Here is a 21,908-nt window from a genome sequence, read left to right as displayed (position 1 = left end):
ACGGCAGAGCGATCCAGCAAGGGGGCCAGGAGCCCGATGCCGGTCAAGGTCAGCGTCATCGTCCCCGTCTACAACCCCGGTCCCTACATCGAGGACTGTCTCGCCTCACTGCTGAGGCAGTCGCTCCCGCCGGACGAGTACGAGGTGATCTTCGTCGACGACGGCTCCACCGACGCCACCCCCGCCCTCCTCGACGCGGCCGCCGCCGAGGACCCCCGGATCCGGGTCGTCCACCAGGAGAACTCCGGCTGGGCGGGCAAGCCCCGCAACGTCGGCATCGACATCTCCCGGGGCGAGTACGTGATGTTCGTCGACAACGACGACCACCTCGGCGACGAGGCCCTGGAGCGCATGTACGCCTACGGGGTCGCGAACGACGCCGACGTCGTCGTGGGCAAGATGGCCGGCAAGGGACGCTCGGTGCCGGTGGAGCTGTTCCGCACCAACCGCCCGCACGCCACCGTCGAGAACGCACCGCTGATCGACAGCCTCACCCCGCACAAGATGCTCCGCCGGGCATTCCTGGACCGCACCGGCCTGCGCTTTCCCGAGGGGCGGCGGCGCCTGGAGGACCATGTCTTCGTCACCGAGGCCTATCTGCGCGCGGACAACGTCTCGGTGCTCGGCGACTACGTCTGCTACTACCACGTCCGACGCGACGACGCCGCGAACGCGGGTTTCCAGCGGTTCGACCCCGTGGGGTACTTCAAGAACCTCCGGGAGGCCCTCGACGTCGTCGAGCGGTACACCGAGCCGGGTCCGCTGCGCGACAAGCTGTTCCGGCGGTGGCTGCGCGTGGAGATGGTCGAGCGGCTGCGCGGCAAACGCTTCCTCGGCCTGCCCGAGGACTACCGCAGGGAACTGTTCGAGGAGATCCACGGGGTCGTCGTCGAGCGGTTCGGGCCCGGTGTGGCGGCACCGCTCCAGCCCACCCAGCGGGTCGTCGCCGCGCTGGCCGCCGAGGGCCGCTACGACGACGTCGTCGCGTTCGCGGAGTGGGAGGCGGGCGTCGCGCTCGCCGTCGACCCGGAGGACGTCACCTGGCAGGGCGGGGTGCTGCGGATCGCCTTCGCCGCCGAGCTGACGCACGACGGCGGGCCGATGACCTTCCCGTCCGCCGGGGGTTCCCCGCAGTGGCCGCCGCGGGACGTGGCCGAGGCGGTCCGGTGGCTGGGCACGGACACCGTGGGCCGGTTCGACCGGGCCGCGCCCGACCTGCTGCTGCGGGAGCGGGCCAGCTCGGCGCAGTACTTCCAGCCGGTGGACGTGGTCCGGGAGACGGTCCCGGCCGGCGACGGCAGCCACGTGCGGCTCGTCCTGCGGGCGACCGCCACCATCGATCCCTCGACCGCGCTGAGCGGCGGGCCGGCGGGTGAGGGGCTGTGGGACGTGTTCGTGCGCGTCGGCCTGGGCGGCTGGACGAAGGAGCTGCGGCTGGGCCCGGCGCCCCGTCACGGCCGTCCCGTCCCGCCCGCCGGGGTGGTCGCGGGGCGCGTGGTGCTGCCGTACTGGACCGACCGGTACGCGAGCCTGGCGCTGGACGTCGGGCACGCGGGCCGACGGCTGGGCCTGGGCCGCGTGGCGGCCGAGGACGTCGCCGTCGCGGAGGACCGCCTCCACGTGGTCCTGCCGCTGCACGTGCCCGAGGCCGCCGATGTGCTGCTGCGGCTGACGGGGGCGAAGTCCGGCGGCTCGCGCGAGGTCTTCGGGACGCTCTCGCCGGGCGGCCGGCTGGCGGCCGTCCTGCCGGTCGGTGATCTGCTGGGCAGGACCTGGCTGACGACGGTCTGCCTCACCCCGGACGCGGAGGGGGCGCGCTTCCACCCGCTGCCCTTCGCCCTGCACGTCGCGTCGGACGGCGTCCTCGTGGTGCCGGCGCCCCAGCCCGCGGGTGTGCGACGACTGGCCCGCAGGGTGCGCCGGGCGCTGTACCGGGCACTCCAGAGCATCACGCCCCGGAGGAAGTGACGACATGCGGCCACTGGACATCGAGGGGGCCTGGGTGCTGGAACCCAAGGTCTTCCCGGACGGGCGGGGCAGCTTCCACGAGTGGTACCGCATGCCGGAGTTCCGCGAGGCCACCGGCTACGACCTCGGGATCGCCCAGGCCAACTGCTCCGTCTCCCGCCGGGGCGTCCTGCGCGGGGTGCATTTCTCGGACGTGCCGCCGGGACAGGCCAAGTACGTCACCTGTGTCCGCGGGGCGGTGCTCGACGTGGTGGTCGACCTGCGGGTGGGCTCGCCCCGGTTCGGGCGATGGGAGGCGGTCCGGCTGGACGACGACACCCGGCACGCGGTGTTCCTCGCCGAGGGCCTCGGCCACGCCTTCCTGGCCCTCTCCGACGAGGCCACCGTGGTCTACCTCTGCTCGACCGGATACGCGCCCGAGCACGAACACGGGGTGCACCCGCTCGACCCGGCCCTGGGCATCGACTGGCCGCGGGGCGTGGAGCCGGTGCTGTCGCCGAAGGACGCGGAGGCGCCGTCGCTGGCCCGGGCGGAGGCGTCGGGGCTGCTGCCGTCGTACGCCTCCTGCCGGGCCCGCTACCAGGAACTGAGGGTCAGCGGCTGAGCATCAGCGGCCGACCGTCACCCGCTCCAGCGCTCCGCGCAGCGGTTCCCAGCCCCGGGAGCGGTCGAGACCACGGTTGCGGGCCCGCACGAGGGGCTTCCAGAAACCCGCCCGCAGCAGGGTCTCGGGCCGCACCGCGCGCACCCGCTCCAGGACCGCCTCGGGGACCTTCTGCGGGTCGGGGACGTCGAACTCGGCGATGATCTCGTGGTACTTCTCGCGCAGCACCGGGTTGCGGGGGTCGGCGCCGAAGACGACGAGCTGTCCGGTCGGCTGGGTGTCGACGGGGACGGCCACCAGGTCGGGGCGGTAGCGGGACAGGATCTCGATGAGCTTGTAGACGTCACCGGTCCAGGCGGTGGTGTGCCGGTCGCGGGCGGCCTCGTCGACACCGCGGGGCAGCATGTCGTCGAGGACGATCACGCTCGACCAGTCGGAGTGGCGCTCTACGTTGATGAAGTCGCGCAGCGCGTACTCGAACAGGTGCATGCCGTCGATGAAGGACAGATCGAGCGTGGTGCGGCTCCAGTGACCGAGGGGCTTGCGGCCCCGGGCGAGGTTGCGCAGCGGGTGGCGGCCGCCCTTGAGGTGGGCGAGCGGGTTGCGGCGCGCGAAGAAGTCGTCACTGGTGGCCTTCACCAGGTGGACGTCGCAGCGGATCTCCGAGGTCACCTTGAACGCGGGGTCGACCGCGATGCTGGGCACCCGGGACAGCCGCAGGCTGCGGCCGTCGTTGACGCCGATCTCCAGGTAGTTGCGGTTGGCGGTGGCCTTGTGCAGTTCCCGCAGGAACTCATGGCGTTTCACGAAGGGACTCCTTGAGGGACACCGGGTCGAAGGACGCCTTGCGGATCAGGGGAAGCGCCTGCCCCAGGGCGGCGCGCCAGTCCCGTGGCGGCGACAGACCCACCTCCTGCCACCGGCCGTGCGCGAGGACGCTGTAGGCCGGCCGGGGCGCGGGTCGGGGAAAGGCCTCGCCGGTGGTGGGGCGCACCCGGTCCGGATCGGCGCCGACCGAGCGGAACACCTCGCGGGCCAGGTCGTACCAGGTGGCCTCGCCGGCCGCGGTGGCGTGGAAGACGCCCGTCGCGCCGCGGCCGGCCTTCGGCCCCAGCTCGGCGATACGGGCGGCGACGTCCGCGCTCCAGGTGGGCTGGCCGCGCTGGTCGTCGACGACGTCGACGGTGTCGCGGCGGGCCTCCAGTTCCAGCATGGTGCGGACGAAGCTGCGGCCGTGGACGCCGTAGAGCCAGGCGGTGCGCACGATCACGCCGGTGTCGGGGAGCACGGTGCGGACGGCCCGTTCGCCGGCCAGCTTGGTGCGGCCGTAGGCGGTGCGGGGGGACGGCGGACCGTTCTCCCGGTAGGGGGCGCGGGCCTCGCCGTCGAAGACGTAGTCGGTGGAGACATGGACCAGGCGGGCCCCGTGCGCGGCGCAGGCGGCGGCCAGCAGCCGGGGTCCCTCGCCGTTGACCAGCAGCGCGCGGGCCTCGTCGGTCTCGGCGTCGTCGACGGCCGTGTAGGCGGCGCAGTTGACCACCAGGTCGGGCCGGTGCGCGGCGAACGCCCGGGCCACGGATCCGGGACGGGTGATGTCCAGGCCGGTGCGGTCGAGGCCGGTCACGTCCTCGCCGCGCCGGGCCAGTTCTTCCACCGTGTCCCGGCCGAGCATTCCGCCCGCGCCGGTGACCAGCCATCTCATGGCATCCGCGCTGTGCGTTTCAGGGGTTCCCACCAGTCGCGGTGGTCCCGGTACCAGGCGACGGTCTCGGCGAGACCGGTGGCGAAGTCGTGGCGGGGCCGGTAGCCGAGCTCGGTGCGGGCCTTCGTCCAGTCGACGCAGTAGCGCAGGTCGTGGCCCTTGCGGTCCTCGACGTGCCGGACCCGGCCCCAGTCGGCCCCGCAGGCGTCGAGGAGCAGACCGGTCAGCTCGCGGTTGCTCAGCTGGGTGCCGCCGCCGATGTTGTGGACCTCGCCGGGGCGGCCCTTGGTACGGACCAGGTCGACCGCCTCGCAGTGGTCCTCGACGTGCAGCCAGTCGCGGACGTTGCGTCCGTCGCCGTAGAGGGGGACCTGCTCGCCGTCCAGGAGGTTCGTGACGAAGAGCGGGATCAGCTTCTCGGGGAACTGGTACGGGCCGTAGTTGTTGGAGCAGCGGGTGACGCGGACGTCCAGGCCGTGGGTGCGGTGGTAGGAGAGGGCGATCAGGTCGGAGGAGGCCTTGGAGGCGGCGTACGGGGAGTTGGGGCGCAGCGGGTGGTCCTCGGTCCAGGCGCCGGTCTCGATCGAGCCGTACACCTCGTCGGTGGAGACGTGCACGAACGGGCCGACACCGTGCCGCAGGGCCGCGTCCAGCAGCGTCTGGGTGCCGAGGACGTTGGTGCGGACGAAGGTGCCCGCGCCGTCGATGGACCGGTCGACGTGGGACTCGGCGGCGAAGTGGACGACCTGGTCGGCGGCGGCCGTCAGCTTGTCGACGAGGTCGGCGTCGCAGATGTCGCCGTGCTCGAACTCCAGCCGGGGATGCCCGGCCGGCAGGTTGGTGCGGCTGCCGGCGTAGGTGAGCTTGTCCAGGACCGTGACGCGCACGGCGGGGTCGCGGGCCAGCAGGCCGCGCACATACGTGGAGCCGATGAATCCGGCGGCCCCGGTGACGAGGAGGTTCATGTGTGGATCTGTACCTTGCTGTGGTCGCCGAGGACCAGCCGGTGGGCGCTGGACACGCCCGCCGCCGGGGTGACCTCGACATGGCGTCCGATCAGGGAGTTCTCGATGCGGCCCACCCCGTCGATGGAGGAGTCGCGCAGCACGATGGAGAACTCCAGCTCGCTGTCGGTGATCCGGCAGTTCTCGCCGACGGAGGTGAAGGGGCCGATGTAGGAGTCGCGGACCTCGCTGCCCGCGCCGAGGACGACGGGCCCGACCACGCGTGAGTTCACCACCCGGGCTCCGGCCTCCACGACGACCCGGCCGACCGTCTCGGAGGCCTCGTCGACCTCGCCGTCGATCCGGCGCTCGACGCCCTCCAGCACGGTCCGGTTGACCTCCAGCATGTCGACGACGTTCCCGGTGTCCTTCCAGTAGCCCTTGATGATCGTGGAACGCACCCGGGCGCCGGTGTCGATGAGCCGCTGGACGGCGTCGGTGATCTCCAGCTCGCCGCGCCGGGACGGCCCGATGGCGCGTACGGCGTCGTGGATCGCGGAGGTGAAGAGGTAGACGCCGACCAGGGCGAGGTCGCTCTTGGGGTGCGCCGGCTTCTCCTCGAGGCCGACGACCTGTCCCGCGGGGTCGAGTTCGGCGACGCCGAAGGCGCGGGGGTCGGGGACCCGGGTGAGCAGGATCTGGGCGTCGGGCCGGGTCCTGCGGAACTCGTCGACGAGGTCGGTGATGCCGCCGACGATGAAGTTGTCGCCGAGGTACATCACGAAGTCGTCCTCGCCGAGGAAGTCGCGGGCGACGATCACCGCGTGGGCGAGGCCGAGGGGCCTGTCCTGCGGGATGTAGGTGATGTCGAGGCCGAACCGGGAGCCGTTGCCGACGGCCTCCCGGATCTCCTGCGCGGTGTCACCGACGATCACACCGACCTCGGTGACGCCGGCGGCGGCGATGGACTCCAGGCCGTAGAAGAGCACGGCCTTGTTGGCGACCGGTACGAGCTGTTTGGCGGAGGTGTGGGTGATCGGTCGAAGGCGTGTCCCGGCGCCGCCGGACAGCACGAGAGCCTTCATCAGCCTCACTCCAGCCCCGGCCGCCCGGCGGCAACCGATTCATTCGCTCACGCCGACCGTCTGCCGGTCAGTCCTCACCCCTGACAATGTTCCATTCCGGGCCGGACTGCATCCCGGCGACCGCCCCGGGGACGGCGACGGCCGCCAGGCAGGTGCGCGGCGCGGCCGTTCCGCGGCGCAGCCGACGCGCCCTGGCCCAGCCGGTCTCGGCCCGGCGGGGCGCCGGATCCTGATCGATGTACGCGGTCACGACGACTCATCCCAACGAGGCCGGTGCTGGTCGACGCTGTCCCGGCTGCCGGTGGGGCGCAGCTCGTGCGGGGTGAGGCGTTCGCTCTCGTCCGTCGCCCGCGGCATCTCGTTGGGCTCGCGGGCCCGGCGCGTCTCGTGGGCCGGGCCGGAGTCGGGCCTGCGGGGCTGTTCGTGCGGCTTCGGAGGCGCGGGCTCGCGGGCCCGGACCTTGATGCCGAGCCGGAAGGCCCAGATCAGACCGCCGACGAGCACGATCCCGACGGCGATGAAGACGACGGTGGCCAGCACGGACTTACCGGATGCCGCGAGGACGGCTGAGGCGAAGGTGTCCATGGGCGGCGGGTACCCCGTTCGTCCTCCGGGACACGTGGCCGCACGGCGGCTCAGTGGTCCAGCGCCAGTTCGCTCCACACCTGCTTGCCGCCGCTGACCGGTACCGTCCCCCAGGCGTCGGACATGGCCTCGACGAGGAGGATGCCCCGGCCGCCGGTGGCCTCCCAGCCCAGACCGGTCGGCTTGACGGGGGTGCGGGGCGAGGCGTCGGTGACGGCGACGCGCAGCCGGTGGCCGATCAGGACGAGGTCGAGGCGGACCCGGCCGTCGGTGTGCACCAGGGCGTTGGTCACCAGTTCGGAGACGACGAGCAGGGCGGTGTCCATGGCCTCGGCGGGCACGCCCCAGGTGCGCAGGGTGCGCCGGGTGAAGCGGCGGGCCTGCCGGGCCGCCTCGGGCACACGCCACACCGTCCAGCCCTCGCGCAGGGGTTTGACGGCCATGCCGTCGTAGCGCATGAGGAGCAGGGCGACGTCGTCGCCGCGGTGGGCGTTGCCGAGCAGGGCGTCGGCGACGGGACCCAGGTGGGCCGGGTCGGACACGGCCAGTTCGTGGGCGAGGCGGTCCAGACCGGTGTCGATGTCCATGTCGGCGGACTCCACGAGTCCGTCCGTGGTCAGGGCGATGACGGTGCCGGGCAGCAGGCGCAGCGGGGTCATCGGGAACTCGGCCCGGGTCACCACGCCGAGGGGCGGGCCGCCGTCCGTCTCGGCGATGTCGGTCGATCCGTCGGGGTACCGCAGGACGGGTGGCGGGTGTCCGGCCCGTACGCACCAGGCGGTGCCCTCCTCCATGTCGACGTCGACATAGCAGCAGGTGGCGAAGAGGTCGGTCTCCAGCTCCATCAGCAGCCGGTTGGAGTGGGAGACCACGACGTCCGGCGGATGGCCCTCGGCCGCGTAGGCGCGCAGCGCCGTGCGCATCTGGCCCATGAGGGTGGCGGCGCCCGCGCTGTGTCCCTGGACGTCACCGATGACGAGGGCGACGTGGTGGTCGGACAGCGGGATCACGTCGTACCAGTCGCCGCCCACCTCGAGGCCCGCGGTGGCCGGCAGGTAGCGGGCGACGGCGACGGCGCCGGGGAGTTCCGGCAGGCGGCGCGGGAGCAGCTGGCGCTGGAGCATGCCGACGAGTTCGTGTTCGGCGTCGAAGGCGCGGGCGCGCGTCAGGGCCTGACCGGCGAGGCCGGCGGAGGCGGTGAGCAGGGCGCGTTCGTCGGGGCCGAAGTCGTGCGGCTCGTCCCAACCGATCAGGCAGGCGCCGGCCATCCGTCCACCGGCGGACAGCGGCAGGACGGCGAGACCGCCGGGGCCGACCTCGGCGAGGGCCGGTTCCAGGGCGGTGCCGGCGGGCCAGATCCGGGCGCGGCCCTCGCGCAGGGCGGCGGCGAGGGTGGGCATGGCGCGCACGGGCGCGTCGGGCCACTCTGCGCGCCACTCCAGCTGCCACAGCTCGGGCCAGGACTCGGGTTCGGGCGGGTCGAGGACGGTGACCACGAGCCGGTCGTTCTCCAGTTCGGCGAGCGCGATCCGGTCGGCCCGCAGCGGCTTGCGCAGCGCGGCGACGACGGCCCGGCCGACGTCGCTGACGGTGCCCGCGGTGGCGAGCGCGGCGGCCAGCCGCTGGACGCGGGCGACGTCGGTGACCTCGCCGCGCAGGTTGGAGGCGTCCGTGACGGTGCCGACGAGGCGTGCCGGCCCGCCGTCGCCGGGCAGCAGCCGGCCGCGCAGCCTGAGCCACCTCGGCGGCCCGGCGGGCTGCAGGACGCGGAACTCCAGCTCGCGCTCGCCGATCGACATGTGGCCGGCCTCGACGACGGACATCAGCGAGGGCAGGTCCTCGGGGACGGTGAGCCCGAGGAGCGTCTCCACCCGGCCGTCGAACCGGTCCCGGCTCAGCCCGAACAGTTCCAGGAGCGCGTCGCCGACCTCGACCCGGCCGGTGTCCATGGCCAGGCTGAAGGCGTCGGGGCGCAGTTCCTCGTCCTCGGCGGGGACGGCCGGAGCGGGGAGGGCGACGGCCTCGGCCACGAGCTCGAGGCAGGCGCGTTCGTCGGCGCCGAAGCCGCCGGGGCGCTCGCTCACCGCGAGCAGGCAGCCGCCCGTGCCGCCGTGCACGGGCAGGACGGCCAGGTGGACGTCGCGGGCGGGCATCCGGCGCGCCTCCGCGCAGTCGGCGAGCTCCGCCGGGCCCAGCCACATCGGCCGCCCGGCGCGGTGGGCGTCGGCGGCCGGCGAGTGGCCGTCGAGCGGGTAGCTCTCGCGCAGTCCGTACAGCGTCCTCGGGACGCCGGCCGAATCGACCAGCCGGAGCGGGGCGCCGTCCCCGCCGGGTATGTAGACCGCGGCGAGGACCGCGCCCGCGAAGACGAGTGCCTGTTCGAGCGTGCGCCTCACCCGTTCAGGTGAGGCGGGATCGGCTGTGATCGTTTTGAGCGCGATTTCGGCACGCAGGGGCCCCGTTCTGCGCTCCGCGGCACCCTCATCGACCACGTCCGCCATTACAGCGCCAAAGGTGCCCCCGCGCAGCCCCTGTGGCCGTTCCGGGGAGGCGATCCGGGGTACGGGCGCCGGCCGTGCTCGAAAGGGACCGAACATGTCTTTACGCGTGCGTTCCGCACAGGGATGTCGTGACAGGCGTGACTGTCCACGACCCTCGTCCGCTTGCGAGTCTCTTGGCCTGGCCACGGAAAGGGCCACGGAAGGGGACGCATGGACAAGCGGTACGAGGTGTACGCGCTGGCGGACGCGCACTTCTACGAGACGCCCGACCGGCTGACCGGCGACGGTCCCGCTCCGCAGTTCGACACGGCGTGCCGCCCGGTCCCCGAGGGCTGGACCTCGGCGCGGACCGGCGACTGGCTGACCCTGACGCCGCTCGACCCGGACGGCTCCCCGGCACCGGGCCCCGCCCAGGGCTGGAAGATCCACGCCTCGGCCACCCGGGCGAACGCCGAGCGGATCGCGGCGATCGTGTGGGACTACTGCGTCCCGCGCCGCGTCCCGTTCAAGTTCGTGCCGGGCCCGCACCTGCTGCACCTGCGCAACACCAAGTACGCGGGCCGCGACACCAGCGGCAAGTTCGTCACGGTCTACCCGTCCGACGAGGAGCAGCTGCACACGGTGCTGCGCGAGCTGGGCGCGCTGCTCGAGGGCTTCGAGGGCCCGTACATCCTGACCGACCTGCGCTGGGCCGACGGCCCGCTCTACGTCCGGTACGGGGCGTTCGCCCGCAGTTACGTCGTGGACGACCGCGGCTCGCTGGTGCCGGCGGTGCGCGACGGCGCGGGAACCCTGGTCCCGGACCGCCGGGCGCCCTCCTTCCAGGTGCCGGAGTGGGTGACGCTGCCCCCGTTCCTGGAGCCGCACCTGGCGGCCCGCAACACGACGACGGTGGGCGAACTGCCCTACCGCATCGAGAAGGCGCTGCACTTCTCCAACGGCGGCGGGGTCTACGCGGGCACCGACACCCGCAACGGGCGCAAGGTGGTCCTCAAGGAGGGCCGGCCGCACGCGGGGCTGGCCTCGGACGGGGCCGACGCGATCATCCGGCTGGAGCGCGAGAAGCGGGCGCTGGAGGCGATGGCCGGGACCGGCGTGGTGCCCGAGGTGCGGGACTGGTTCACCCTCGGCGACCACCGCTTCCTGGTCATGGACCTCGTCGAGGGGCGTCCGCTCAACTCCTTCTTCGCGGAGCGGCACCCCCTGCTCTCCCCCGACCCCGATCCGCGGGCCGTCGCCGCGTACACGACGTGGGCGGTACGGATCCACGGGGCGGTGGAACGCGCGGTGCGGAAGGTGCACGCGCGCGGGATCGTCTTCAACGACCTGCACGTCTTCAACATCATGGTCGCGCCGGACGAGGAGTCGGTGTACCTGATCGACTTCGAGGCGGCGGCGCCCGCCGGGGAGAACGGCCGCCAGGTCGTGGCGCACCCCGGCTTCTTCGCACCGCCCGACCGCCGGGGCGCCGACGTCGACCGGTACGCACTGGCCTGCCTACGGCTGGCCCTGTTCCTGCCCGTCACCACACTGTTCGTGGTGGACCGGGGCAAGGCGGCCCATCTGGCCGAGGTGATCGCCGAGCAGTTCCCGGACGTGCCCGGGGAGTTCCTGGACGGGGCGGTCGCGGAGATCACCCGCGACGTCGCGGACGGCTCCGCCCCGGACGGCGGCGGATCCGGCGCGCCGGTGCGGGTCGCCGCCCGGGTGCCGTCGGCGCCGGCCTTCCGGGTGGAGCCCGCTGACTGGCCGCACAGCCAGGACTCGATGGTCAAGGCGATCCTCGCGTCGGCGACTCCCGAACGCGACGACCGGCTCTTCCCCGGGGACGTCGCCCAGTTCTCCGACGGCGGCGGTCTCGGGCTGGCGCACGGCGCGGCCGGCGTGCTGTACGCGCTGGCGGTGACCGGCGCCGAACGCCACGACGACGGCGAGCGCTGGCTCCTCGACCACACCGCGCCGGCCCCGACAGGCACCCCGCTCGGCCTGTACGACGGCCTCGCGGGCGTCGCCCACGTGCTGGACCTGCTGGGTCACCGGCAGCGGGCGCTGGACCTGGTCGACGGCATCCTGCGCGAGCGGTGGCAGAACCTCTCCTCGGACCTGCACGGCGGGCTGGCCGGACTCGGGCTCGTCCTCGGCGACCTGGCACGCCGGACGGGTGAGCCGGGCCTGCGCGAGCGGGCCGCCGAGGCCGCGGACATCGTCGTGACACGACTGGCCGAACCGGTGCAGGACACACCCCGGCGGCGCCGGGCCGGGCTGCTGCGGGGCGCGAGCGGACCCGCGCTGTTCCTGCTCCGGCAGTACGAGCAGACCGGCGAGCCCCGGTTGCTGGAGGCGGCCGGCGTCGCGCTGCGCCGGGACCTGGCGGCATGCAGCGAGCGCGAGGGCGGTGCGCTGGAGGTCGACGAGGGGTGGCGGACCCTGCCGTACCTCGGGGACGGGAGCGTGGGGGTGGGAGCCGTGCTCGACGACCACGCGGCCCATGCCGAGGACGCCACGGGGGAGTTCGACCGCGCCCGCGCCGGCATCCTCACCGCGGCCACCTCACGCTTCTACGCGCAGCCCGGCCTCTTCCAGGGCCGCGCCGGGATGATCCTGCACCTCGCCCGCACCGGCACGCCCGGCGCCACCCGGAGCCGGCTCGACGAACAGATCGCCGCGCTGGGCTGGTTCGCGATGCCCTACCAGGGCCAACTCGCCTTCCCCGGGCACCAGATGATGCGGCTCTCCATGGACCTCGGCACCGGAACGGCGGGCTGTCTGCTCGCCCTCGCCGCCGCCCTCGACCCGGACGGCACGGGCGCCACCGCGCACCTGCCGTTCCTCCCGCCGCCGCACCGGCGGCCCTCATGACGCGGCTCCGCGCAACCGACGGAGTCGTGACGCAACCCGTCCCCACGGGACGTGACATCCCACCGATGAACCGATGAGAGGACACACCATGGCCCTGCTCGACCTTCAGACGATGGAATCCGACGAGCACACCAGCGGCGGCGGCAACAGCACCGTGAGCCTGCTGTCCTGCATCAGCGCGGCCAGCGTTCTGCTCTGTCTCTGACCTGCGAAACGCGCACGACACGCTGAACGCTCCGGGCGGTCCGCTCCTCAGGGAGGGGGCCGCCCGGGGCCGGCCCGCCCGGATACCTCCGACACCTCCGAGGAAGCGCGGGAGCAGGATGCCGATGGACCGGACGACCGGTGAGCTGCTCGGCGCGGCCACCCGGCACAGCGGAGCCCGCTGCGTCGCCCTGGGTCTGGTGAGCGTGGCGGCGACCGGCGCCCAACTGCTGCTGCCCGCGGCCCTCGGCCGGGCCCTGGACCTGCTGCTCACCCACTCCCCCGCGACCCGCTGGGTGCTGTACTGCACGGCCCTCGCCCTGCTGCTCACCCTGCTCGACGCCTGCGAGACCGTCCTCGGCGGCACTCTCGACGCCCGGACCACCGCCTTCCTGCGCCGCCGGGTCACCTGCCACGTCCTGGCCGTGGGGCCGCGCGCCACGGCCCGTTTCGGCGCCGGGGACCTCGTCGCGCGGGTCGTCGGCAGCGCCGCCCAGGCCGGTACCGCCCCCGGCGCCCGCGCCGCTCTGCTGGCCGCGCCGGCCGGCCCGGTCGGCGCCGTCGCGGCGCTGGCCCTCATCGACCCGTGGCTCGCGGTCGTCTTCCTGACCGGTGCGCCGGTCCTGACCCTTCTGCTGCGGTCCCTCGCCCGGGGCACCTCGGCGTGCACGGCGGACTACCAGCGGGCGCAGGGGCGGATCGCGGACGCGCTCACGGAGGCGGTCGGCGGGGCCCGCACGATCCGCGCGGCCGGCACGGCGGACCGGGACACCGCACGGATCCTGCGACCGCTGCCCGAACTGTCCCGGGCGGGCCGGCGCATGTGGCGGGTGCAGGGCCGGGCCGCCGCGCAGGCGACCGCGGTGGCGCCCTTGCTGCACCTCGCGGTCGTCGCCGTCGCGGGTCTGCTGCTCACCCGGCACCGGCTGTCGCCGGGCGACGTCCTCGCCGCGTCGCGCTACGCGGTGCTCGCCACCGGCGTGGGCGTACTGGTCGGACAGCTCTCCGGCCTGGTCAGGTCCCGCACGGCGGCCGCCCGCCTCGGCGAGGTCCTGACCGAACCGGCTCCCCCCTACGGCGACCGCCGCCTGCCACAGGGCGGCCCGGGCCGGCTCGAACTGCGCGGAGTGACCGCCCGCCGCGGTGACCGTACGGTGCTGGACGGCGTCGACCTGGTGGTACCGGGCGGGACGACCCTGGCCCTGGTGGGCCGCTCGGGCGCCGGCAAGTCGCTCCTGGCCGCGCTGGCGGGCAGGCTCGCCGACCCCGACGCCGGCGAGGTCCTGCTGGACGGCGTGCCGCTGCCCGCGCTCCCGCGGGCCGAACTGCGGGCCGCGATCGCCCAGGCCTTCGACCGCCCGGCCCTGCTGGGCACGACGATCGAGGACACCGTCTCCCTCGGCCTCGCCTCCCCGGCCCGGGTCCGGGAGGCCGCCCGCGCGGCCTGCGCCGACGACTTCGTCCGGCGCCTGCCCGACGGCTACGCCACGCCCTGCGCGGACGCACCGCACTCCGGCGGCGAGGCCCAACGTCTCGGCCTGGCCCGCGCGTTCGCCCACGGCGGCCGGCTCCTCATCCTCGACGACGCCCTCTCCAGCCTCGACACGATCACCGAACGCCAGGTCACCCGGTCCGTGTTCGGCCGCGCCACGACCGCCACCCGCCTCGTGGTCGCCCACCGCGCCTCCACGGCCGCCCGCGCCGACGCGGTGGCCTGGCTGGACGGGGGCCGGGTGCGCGCGGTGGGGACGCATGAACAGCTGTGGCGGACGGCGGGGTACCGGGCGGTGTTCGGGACGGCTGAGGAAGCCGGCGCCGGTGCGCGAACGGGTGCGCGGACGGATTCCGAGTCCGGCCCGGAGGCACGGCGGTGAGCCGGGCGGCCGACGCGGACGGGCCGGGGGCCAGGGGACTCCGCTTTCTGCTGGACCGTCGGCGGGCCCTGGGCCGGCTGATGGGCTGGTCGGTGCTGGAGACCGGGCAGACCTTCCTGCTCGGCTACGCCTTGGCGCGGGCGTTGGACGACGGGTTCCTGGCCGATCGGGCCGAGGTGGGGCTGCGGTGGCTCGCGGTGGCCGGACTGGGGGTGCTCGTGGGCGCGTACGGGACCGGGCGGGTGTACGGGGCGGTCGCGGCGCTGGTGGAACCGCTGCGGGACCGGCTGGTCACCCGGGTGGTGCGGCGGGGCGTGCGGGAGGCGGACGGCGGGGCGCTGTCCGGTCTCACCCAGCAGGTGGAGATCGCGCGGGACAGCTTCGCGGGCCTGGTGATGGTCTCGCGCTCGTTCGTGTTCACGTCCGCCGGCGCTCTGGTCGGCCTGTGCGCGCTCGCACCGCAGCTCCTGCTGGTCGTCGTACCGCCGCTCGCCGCAGGCGTGGGCCTGTTCGCGGTGACCCTGCGTCCGCTGGCCCGACGGCAGGAGGCGTTCCTCGCCGCCGACGAGGCTCTGGCGGGGCACCTGGGCGTCGTCTGCCCGGGGCTCAGGGACGTCACGGCGGCCGGTGCCGAGGACCGGATCGCCCTGGACACCGACGCGCTCGTCGACACCGAGCTGCGCGCTGCCCGCGCCCTGGCCCACTGGGGCGTGGCCCGGGTGGCCTGCCTGGCGCTCGGCGGCCATCTGCCGCTGGTCCTGCTGCTGGCCGGCGCCCCCTGGCTGCTCGACCACGGCGTGACTCCTGGCGCCCTCGTCGGCGCCCTCGCCTATGTCACCCAGTCCCTGCTCCCGGCCCTGACCGCCCTGGTCCACGGCCTGGGCACGAGCGGCTCCCGCCTGACGGTCGTCCTGCGGCGACTGGCACCGGGCGGCGAGGCACCGGTACCCCCGCCCGACGGCGAGGACCGGACGACGACCCGGCACCACCGGCCGCCCACCCCCCGGCGACCGCCCACCGCACGGCGACCGGCAGGCATCGACCCGCCCCTGCCCCGGCGCCGGAGCCTGCCCCGTGAAGCGCCGGACCGTTCGTCCGCAGAGCACAGCCCGAACACCGACCACACCCCGTCCACCGGCCACACCCCGTCCACCGACCGTCCCCGGCCGAGCGCGACCCCGCAGGGCCCTCCCCTTCGGCCCGCCCCGCCGGCGGGCCCGCCGAGTCCCGCACCCGCCGCGCTCTCGCTGACCTCCCTCACCTTCGCCTACGGTCCCGCCTCCGCGCCGGTCGTCGACGGCCTCACGCTCACCCTGCCCGTCGGGGCGCAGCTGGCCGTCGTGGGTCCGAGCGGGGTCGGGAAGTCCACGCTGACCGGGCTGGTCGCCGGACTCCTCGAGCCGGTGTGCGGGGAGATAAGGATCTGCGGTCGGCCGGTGCCGAGCAGCGACGCGGCCGCTCGGCGCGTGCTCATCCCGCAGGAGGCGTACGTCTTCAGCGACACCCTCGGCGCGAACCTCACGCACCTGCGGCCGGACCCCGTGCCCGAGGAGGAACTGCTCGCGGCGGCCGAGGCGGTCGGCCTGACCCCGCTGCTCGACGCGCTGGGGGGACCGGCGGCGAGGGTGGATCCGGCGGCGCTGTCGGCCGGCGAACGCCAGTTGATCGCCCTCACCCGCGCCTACCTGTCGCACGCCCCGCTCGCCCTCCTCGACGAGGCGACCAGCCACCTGGACCAGGAGGCGGAGGCCCGGGCCGAGCGCGCCTTCGCCGCCCGGCCGGGCGGCACCCTGGTCGTCGTCGCCCACCGCATCAGCTCGGCCAGGCGCGCCGGCCGGGTGCTGGTCATGGACGGGCCGCGGACCACGTACGGGACCCACGACGAGGTGGTGCGACGCTCTCCCCTGTACCGCGATCTCGTCGGCGGCTGGGACCAAGCAGGCGAAGAAGGTGGGCAGGGAGCTGGGGAAGGAGGGAGAACAGGGGAATCGGGGGAAGCGGGACGAGCGGGGGGCGGCTCAAAGCCAGCCCTGTCCCTGGGAGATACGGATGGCGTCGACCCGGTTGCGGGCGCCGGTCTTGCGGGTGATCGCCGCCATGTAGTTGCGCACGGTCCCGTGGGACAGGTGCAGGTTCCCGGCGATCTCCGCGACGGAGGCGCCCTCGGCGGCGAGGGTTAACACGCTCAGCTCCCGCCGGGTCAGCGGCATCTCGGCGGCCTTGAGGAAGCCGAAGCCCAGCGAATCATTGACGAAACGTTCCCCCTGGGCGACCTTCCGGATGCCGCGCAGCAACTGCTCCGGCGTGCCCGCCTTGTCGACATAGCCGAGCGCCCCCGCCTCCAGGGCCCGTTTCAGCAGGCCAGGCCGATTCGCACTGGCGAGAACCAGCAAGCGGGGCGGCACCGGACCGCCGCCCCGCGGGCATAAGTCGCCCAGCGGTGGGAGGCCGTAGGCGTCGGAGCAGTCGAGATCCGCCGCGCACACGTCCGGGCGCACCGCCCCGACGCGGCCGGCCGCGCTGCGCCAGGGGACGTCCTCCACCCGGAGATCGGGTTCCCGGGACAGCCACTGTGCGAGGACCGATCTGACCAGACACGCGTCGTGCACCAGTAGTACGCGGATCACTGCCGCCCCTTCAGCTCTCGCCTACGCCGGTTCCGTGGTGTTGTCCGTGGTGTCGTTCGTGGTGTTGAACGCGTGCCCATTCTTCGGCTCCGGGACCTTTTCTCAGCGCGAAGATCCAGCCATCGGGATGCGCGGGGGCGCACGCGGGGCGCCCGTACGCCGTCGCGCGCTTCGGCCCAGGGGGCATGAGGGTGGTCCGACGGGGTACGGGGGCAGCCCTCGGCGGGCGCGTCGCTCGCCGTGCGCGCCGGGCCGCCAGGGGGCAGATTTGGAGCCTGAGGCTCGCGCGGCGCCGGGCGAGGAGGTGGTCGCCGTGTCGGACGGGCAGATGTCGTCCGGTCAGGCACCTGCGACCGAATGGGCGCCTGTCGGCCAGCCGCTGCTCTCACTGGCGCTGACGTCGATGATGGACGCCGTCGGCGCGCACTCGGGTGCCGTGTACCTGCGTCCGGGCGACGAGCCGCTGCTGGAGATGGCGGTGATGGCGGGGCTGCCCCGGTCCTTCGCGGCACCCTGGGAGCGGGTGGGGCTGAGCGCGCCGATCCCGGTCGCCGAGGCGGTGCGCGAGCGGCGGCTGGTGTGGGTGGGCGGGGTGGAGGACATGGCCCGCCGCTATCCGCGGATCGCCGTCGTGCTGCCCTATCCCTTCGCGCTGGCCGCGCTGCCGGTGCTCACCGCGACCCGGGTGTACGGCGCGGTCTTCGTGACCTGGCCCGGCTCGCACCCGCCGGACCTCTCCGACCGGGAACGCCAGGAGCTGACGGCGGCCTGTGAGCGGCTCGCGCTGCGGCTGGAACGCGCCGCGTCGAAGAACCGTTCGGTGCGGGCCGAGACCGATCTGCTGGACACGGGCCCGCTGGGCAGCGTCGCCGACACGCTCGGCACGATCGAGGCGGCACGGATGGTGTCGCGGCTGCCGTACGGAATGTGCTCGCTCGACGTGAGCGGACGGGTCGGGTTCGCGAACGAGGCGGCCTCCGAACTGCTCGGCGTCCCGGTGGGCGGGCTGCTCGGTTCGCAGCTGTGGGCGACGGTTCCCTGGCTGAACGATCCCCTGTACGAGGAGCGCTACCGGGCCGCGCTGCTCAGCCAGGAGGCCACCTCGTTCGTGGCGCTGCGCCCGCCCTCGCAGTGGCTGTCGTTCCGGCTGTATCCGAGTACCACCGGGATCAGCGTGCGGATCAGCCGGGCCCGGGCGGTGTCGGAGATGAGCGCGACCGATGCGCGCTCGGAGGACGCGCCGACCCGGCTGGTGTCGATGTCGCAGGCGCTGAGCATGGCCGGGGCGCTCACCGAGACGGTGAGCGTGCAGGACGTGGTGGGGCTGGTGGCGGACGAGATCGCGCCGGCTGTGGGCAGCCAGGCGCTGGCGCTGCTGGGCGCGCGGGCCGGGCGGCTGCACGTGCTCGGGCACCACGGGTACCCCGACCCGCATGTCGTGGAGCGGTTCGACCGGACGCCGCTGTCCTCCCCGACGCCGGGCGCGCACGCGGCCGCCACGGGCGTCCCGGCGTTCTTCGACTCCCGGCAGGACCTGGAGCGGCTGTACCCGGCCCGGCACTCCACGCCCGACGGGTTCGCCGCCTGGGCCTTCCTGCCGTTGATCGCCTCCAGCCGCCCGGTGGGCGCCTGTGTGCTGGCCTACGCCGAACCGCACACGTTCTCCACGCACGAGCGTGCGGTGCTGACCAGCCTCGCCGGACTGATCGCACAGGCCCTGGACCGCGCGCTGCTCTACGACGTCAAACACCAGCTGGCGCACGGGCTTCAGGCGGCACTGCTGCCGCACTCGCTGCCGTCGCTGCCCGGGATCGAGGCGACCGCCCGCTATCTGCCCGCCACCCGGGGCATGGAGATCGGCGGGGACTTCTACGACCTGGTGCCCTCGCACCCGCTCCCGGCGGCCGTGATCGGGGACGTGCAGGGGCACAACGTGACCGCGGCCGGGCTGATGGGCCAGATCCGTACCGCCGTCCGCGCGTACACGACGGTGGGTCAGGAGCCTGCGGAGGTCATGCGCAGCACCAACCGGCTGCTGATCGACCTCGGCTCCGACCTCTTCGCGAGCTGTCTCTACCTGCGGCTGGATCCGGCCCGGGGGCGGGCCGTCATGGCCCGGGCGGGGCATCCCCCGCCGCTGCTGCGCCGGGCGGACGGCCGGGTGCGCGTCCTCGACCTCGCGGGCGGTCCGCTGCTGGGCATCGACGCCACGGCGACGTATCCGACGACGGAGGTCGAGCTGACCGACGGCTGTGTCCTCGCCCTCTACACCGACGGGCTCATCGAGACGCCGGGGGTGGACATCGAGGACGCGGTCGCCGGCCTGGGGCGGCGGCTCGGCGAGGCCGGGGACCGTCCGCTGGCGGAGCTGGCCGACGAGCTGGTGGGTCCCTACGCGGCGGCGGACGAACGGCAGGACGACGTGGCGCTGCTGTTGCTGCGGGCGCGGGGTGACGTGTGAGGACCGCCGCCGGGCGCAGACATGAACGGTCCGACCCCCGCCGGAGGGTCGGACCGTTCAGCTGATGCCGGGTCAGTGCGACTCGGTCACACCCGAGCCGCCCTCCGCGCCGTTGTCGTTCTGGTCGTGGCCGCCTGCGTTCTCGTCCGCGCCGCCGTCGGCGTTCTCGTCCGCGCCGCCGACGATGGCCTCGCCGGTCTGGTCGTCGATGCCGTCACCGTTCTCATCCACCGCACCGGCACCGGCCTCTTCGCCGCCGCCCTCGATGGCCTCGCCGGTCTGGTCGTCGATGCCGTCACCGTTCTCGTCCACCGCACCGGCACCGGCTTCCTCGCCGCCGCCCTCGATGGCCTCGCCGGTCTGGTCGTCGATGCCGTCACCGTTCTCGTCCACGGCGCCCGCGCCGGCTTCCTCGCCGCCGACCGCGTCACCGGCGCCGATGCCGCCGTCGCCGAGGGTCGCGCCGACCGCCTCGAGCGCGGTGGTCACCGGCTGGAAGAAGGTCTCGCCGCCGACGGTGCAGTCGCCGCTGCCGCCCGAGGTCAGGCCGATCGCCTGGCCCTCCTGGGTGAAGAGCGAGCCGCCGCTGTCGCCGGGCTCGGCGCAGACGTCCGTCTGGATGAGGCCCGTGACGGTGCCCTCGGGGTAGTTCACGGTGGCGTCGAGGGCGAGGACCTGACCGTCGTCGAGACCGGTGGTACTGCCCATCCGGAAGACCTGCGTGCCGACCGTCGCCTCGGCGGCCTCGGTGATCGCGAGAGTCTGGTCGCCGAGGTTGACCTCGCTCGCGGCAACGGTGGCGGGGTCGTCGTACTTCACGAGCGCGAAGTCGCCGTCCCCGGGGAAGGTCGCCTGGTCGACGGTGGCGATCGGCTCGCCGTCCTCGGAGTCGGACCACTGCTCGGCCGCGACCCCGCAGTGACCGGCCGTCAGGAAGGCCGGGGAGCCGTCGCCGGCCGTCACGTTGAAGCCGAGGGAACAGCGTGCCCCGCCGCCGAATATCGCGTCGCCTCCGGCGACCTTCGTGGTGAAGGTGCCGGCCGACTTCTGGATCGTCGCCATGCCCGTGCCGAGGGTCTTGACGGTCGACTCGATCTGGTCCCACTTGGTGCCGGTGACCGTGGAGTCGGCGGTGACGAGGATCTTGTTCGTCTTGGGGTCGACGGCCCAGGCGGTGCCCGGGATGGTCGCTTCCTTCTTCAGCGTCTTCGCGGCCGCCTCGAGTTCGGCGGTGCTGTTGTCGACCTGGCGGATCTTGGCGCCCGCCTTCTTGGCCTGCACGATGACCTGGTTCTCGTCGCCGTCGATGTTGATGTCATCGCCCTCGACGTTGATGACGTTGACGACGAGTTGCTTGCCCTCGCTGTCGTAGTACGAGCCGGCGAAGGCGTCACCGAGCAGCTTCTCGAGCTGTGCGGCGAGGTCCGAGGCGTCGCCCGCCTTGAGCGTCTTCACCGTGGCGGCGTTGTCGGAACCGCCGTCCTGGGAGGCGTTGGCCTGGGGAAGCAGGATGGCTGCCGCTCCGAGCGCAGCCACACCGCCTGCGGCGATGATGGCCTTGCGCTTCGTAACTCGCTTGTGACTCAAAAAACTCGACCTCCTGGGGGACGGGGTCTGGCTGCCGGGGTTCGGCAGCTCCGTACAGCGGCGCCTGGTTGGCCATGAGTACGCAGGGGTCAGGGGGTGCGTTCAATCGCGTTTGCCAACTTCCTTTGCTCAAACCTGAATCGGCCATGACCTGAGCCCGACCTCGCGACCTCGGGAACAAACGCCCATATGGCGATGACGACCGCCGAAGCCGACAAGATCCTTTCGGTCGGCTTCGCACTCCGGGCGCTCGTTCCGGGCGTGCTCGCCGAACTCCCCGACGAGCGCCGCCGGTTCGGCGTCCTCCCTGGTCAGGGGCACCGACACGGGAGCGTGGGGGACCTCCGGGACAGGTGCCGGCGGCAGCCACGGACACAGCCGTCGACATCACCGTGTCGGCCGCTCGCGAGGCCCCGAAAACAGGAAGACGACACGTCGACCGACTTCGTTCCGGCACGCGGTGACCGATTCGGATGGCCTGAACCGAGCGGTACGGCCGAAGCCCGACCCCCGGAAGACGTTCACCAACCTGTGCACGAGCTATGCGCTCGCCGTTCGGGCACGCGTCGACCGGCACTCCTCGTGGTCGACCGGCCACGATCCGTTCAGATCCACGGACCGAATCCCCGCTTCAGAGAATCTGCACATCGAATGCCCAAGCGGGTCACCGCGAGCAGGGGTTCTGCACAACTGCTCGACGCCCGCCACGCCTTTGGTACTGAAGTGTCGGATTCGCCGCGAGGCCGCCGGACGCTCATCCGAGCAGATCCCGCCCATGGTGTGGAGAAGTCGCCGACAAGCAGTGGGCGCGCCTGCACCGTTTCACGCTCCCGTGACACAAGTTCGCAGGTGAACGCGGTGATTGATTGGCTGCGCCGACCGCGGACCTGCTTTGATCCAACGCACC

Annotated in this window: 15 protein-coding genes and 1 pseudogene; 7 read left to right on the top strand and 9 right to left on the bottom strand. The window is 73.6% G+C overall.

Going from position 1 to position 21,908, the window contains the following annotated elements; genetic code table 11:
* Positions 1 to 36: 36 nt before the first annotated feature.
* Both OG736_RS38955 and rfbC read left to right on the top strand, forming a co-directional pair.
* The gene (locus OG736_RS38955) at positions 37 to 1,968 is read left to right on the top strand and encodes a glycosyltransferase family 2 protein (RefSeq protein WP_327186622.1); all 1,932 of its coding nucleotides are present in this window, start codon (positions 37 to 39) and stop codon (positions 1,966 to 1,968) included.
* Between the two features lie 4 nt (positions 1,969 to 1,972).
* On the top strand, positions 1,973 to 2,572 hold the full coding sequence (gene rfbC / locus OG736_RS38950; RefSeq protein ID WP_327186621.1) for a dTDP-4-dehydrorhamnose 3,5-epimerase: 600 nt from the start codon (positions 1,973 to 1,975) through the stop codon (positions 2,570 to 2,572).
* Between the two features lie 3 nt (positions 2,573 to 2,575).
* Here the strand turns inward: rfbC and OG736_RS38945 are convergent, their stop codons facing one another.
* The 7 genes from OG736_RS38945 to OG736_RS38915 form a co-directional block, all read right to left on the bottom strand.
* Positions 2,576 to 3,379 (bottom strand): class I SAM-dependent methyltransferase, encoded by an 804-nt coding sequence (locus OG736_RS38945; protein WP_327186620.1) that lies wholly within the window; start codon positions 3,377 to 3,379, stop codon positions 2,576 to 2,578.
* The gene (gene rfbD, locus OG736_RS38940; RefSeq protein ID WP_327186619.1) at positions 3,366 to 4,274 is read right to left on the bottom strand and encodes a dTDP-4-dehydrorhamnose reductase; all 909 of its coding nucleotides are present in this window, start codon (positions 4,272 to 4,274) and stop codon (positions 3,366 to 3,368) included. The genes OG736_RS38945 and rfbD overlap by 14 nt, the downstream gene beginning before the upstream one ends.
* The gene (rfbB, locus tag OG736_RS38935; RefSeq protein WP_327186618.1) at positions 4,271 to 5,239 is read right to left on the bottom strand and encodes a dTDP-glucose 4,6-dehydratase; all 969 of its coding nucleotides are present in this window, start codon (positions 5,237 to 5,239) and stop codon (positions 4,271 to 4,273) included. Before rfbB ends, rfbD begins: the two co-directional genes overlap by 4 nt.
* Positions 5,236 to 6,303: a glucose-1-phosphate thymidylyltransferase gene (locus OG736_RS38930; RefSeq protein WP_327186617.1), complete on the bottom strand. Its 1,068-nt coding sequence runs from the start codon at positions 6,301 to 6,303 to the stop codon at positions 5,236 to 5,238. The genes rfbB and OG736_RS38930 overlap by 4 nt, the downstream gene beginning before the upstream one ends.
* Positions 6,304 to 6,370: 67 nt before the next feature.
* On the bottom strand, positions 6,371 to 6,553 hold the full coding sequence (locus OG736_RS38925; RefSeq protein WP_327186616.1) for a hypothetical protein: 183 nt from the start codon (positions 6,551 to 6,553) through the stop codon (positions 6,371 to 6,373).
* Positions 6,550 to 6,888, bottom strand: a complete 339-nt coding sequence (locus OG736_RS38920; protein WP_327186615.1) for a DUF6479 family protein — start codon at positions 6,886 to 6,888, stop codon at positions 6,550 to 6,552. Before OG736_RS38920 ends, OG736_RS38925 begins: the two co-directional genes overlap by 4 nt.
* Before the next feature lie 50 nt (positions 6,889 to 6,938).
* Positions 6,939 to 9,389, bottom strand: coding sequence for a SpoIIE family protein phosphatase (locus OG736_RS38915; protein ID WP_327186614.1), 2,451 nt, complete (start codon positions 9,387 to 9,389; stop codon positions 6,939 to 6,941).
* Between the two features lie 210 nt (positions 9,390 to 9,599).
* Here OG736_RS38915 and lanKC point away from each other — a divergent pair, with 210 nt between their 5' ends.
* From lanKC to OG736_RS38895, 4 genes and pseudogenes are all read left to right on the top strand, one after another.
* Positions 9,600 to 12,248 carry a class III lanthionine synthetase LanKC gene (gene lanKC, locus OG736_RS38910; RefSeq protein WP_327186613.1) on the top strand — a complete coding sequence of 883 codons (2,649 nt, stop codon included), beginning with the start codon at positions 9,600 to 9,602 and terminating at the stop codon, positions 12,246 to 12,248.
* An 88-nt stretch (positions 12,249 to 12,336) separates the two neighbouring features.
* A complete protein-coding gene (locus OG736_RS38905) occupies positions 12,337 to 12,453 on the top strand; it encodes a SapB/AmfS family lanthipeptide (protein ID WP_020128989.1) in 117 nt (38 codons plus the stop codon).
* Between the two features lie 118 nt (positions 12,454 to 12,571).
* On the top strand, positions 12,572 to 14,326 hold the full coding sequence (locus OG736_RS38900; protein ID WP_327186612.1) for an ABC transporter ATP-binding protein: 1,755 nt from the start codon (positions 12,572 to 12,574) through the stop codon (positions 14,324 to 14,326).
* A gap of 80 nt (positions 14,327 to 14,406) precedes the next feature.
* Positions 14,407 to 15,993 (top strand): annotated as a pseudogene (locus tag OG736_RS38895) (ATP-binding cassette domain-containing protein); the annotation flags it as partial.
* Between the two features lie 351 nt (positions 15,994 to 16,344).
* Here the strand turns inward: OG736_RS38895 and OG736_RS38890 are convergent.
* Complete coding sequence (locus tag OG736_RS38890; RefSeq protein ID WP_327186611.1) at positions 16,345 to 16,953, bottom strand: LuxR C-terminal-related transcriptional regulator; 609 nt, start codon at positions 16,951 to 16,953, stop codon at positions 16,345 to 16,347.
* 304 nt (positions 16,954 to 17,257) lie between these two features.
* Between OG736_RS38890 and OG736_RS38885 the strand changes: the two genes are divergently transcribed.
* Positions 17,258 to 19,414: a SpoIIE family protein phosphatase gene (locus OG736_RS38885; RefSeq protein ID WP_327187827.1), complete on the top strand. Its 2,157-nt coding sequence runs from the start codon at positions 17,258 to 17,260 to the stop codon at positions 19,412 to 19,414.
* 72 nt (positions 19,415 to 19,486) lie between these two features.
* On the opposite strand, the gene OG736_RS38880 is transcribed toward OG736_RS38885, so the two are convergent.
* Positions 19,487 to 21,001, bottom strand: a complete 1,515-nt coding sequence (locus OG736_RS38880) for a S1 family peptidase (protein WP_327186610.1) — start codon at positions 20,999 to 21,001, stop codon at positions 19,487 to 19,489.
* Positions 21,002 to 21,908 lie beyond the last annotated feature (907 nt).

It is taken from the genome of Streptomyces sp. NBC_01334 (assembly GCF_035983595.1).
GTDB classification, from domain to species: Bacteria; Actinomycetota; Actinomycetes; order Streptomycetales; family Streptomycetaceae; genus Streptomyces; species Streptomyces coriariae.
This window is presented reverse-complemented; position numbering and strand designations above follow the sequence as displayed.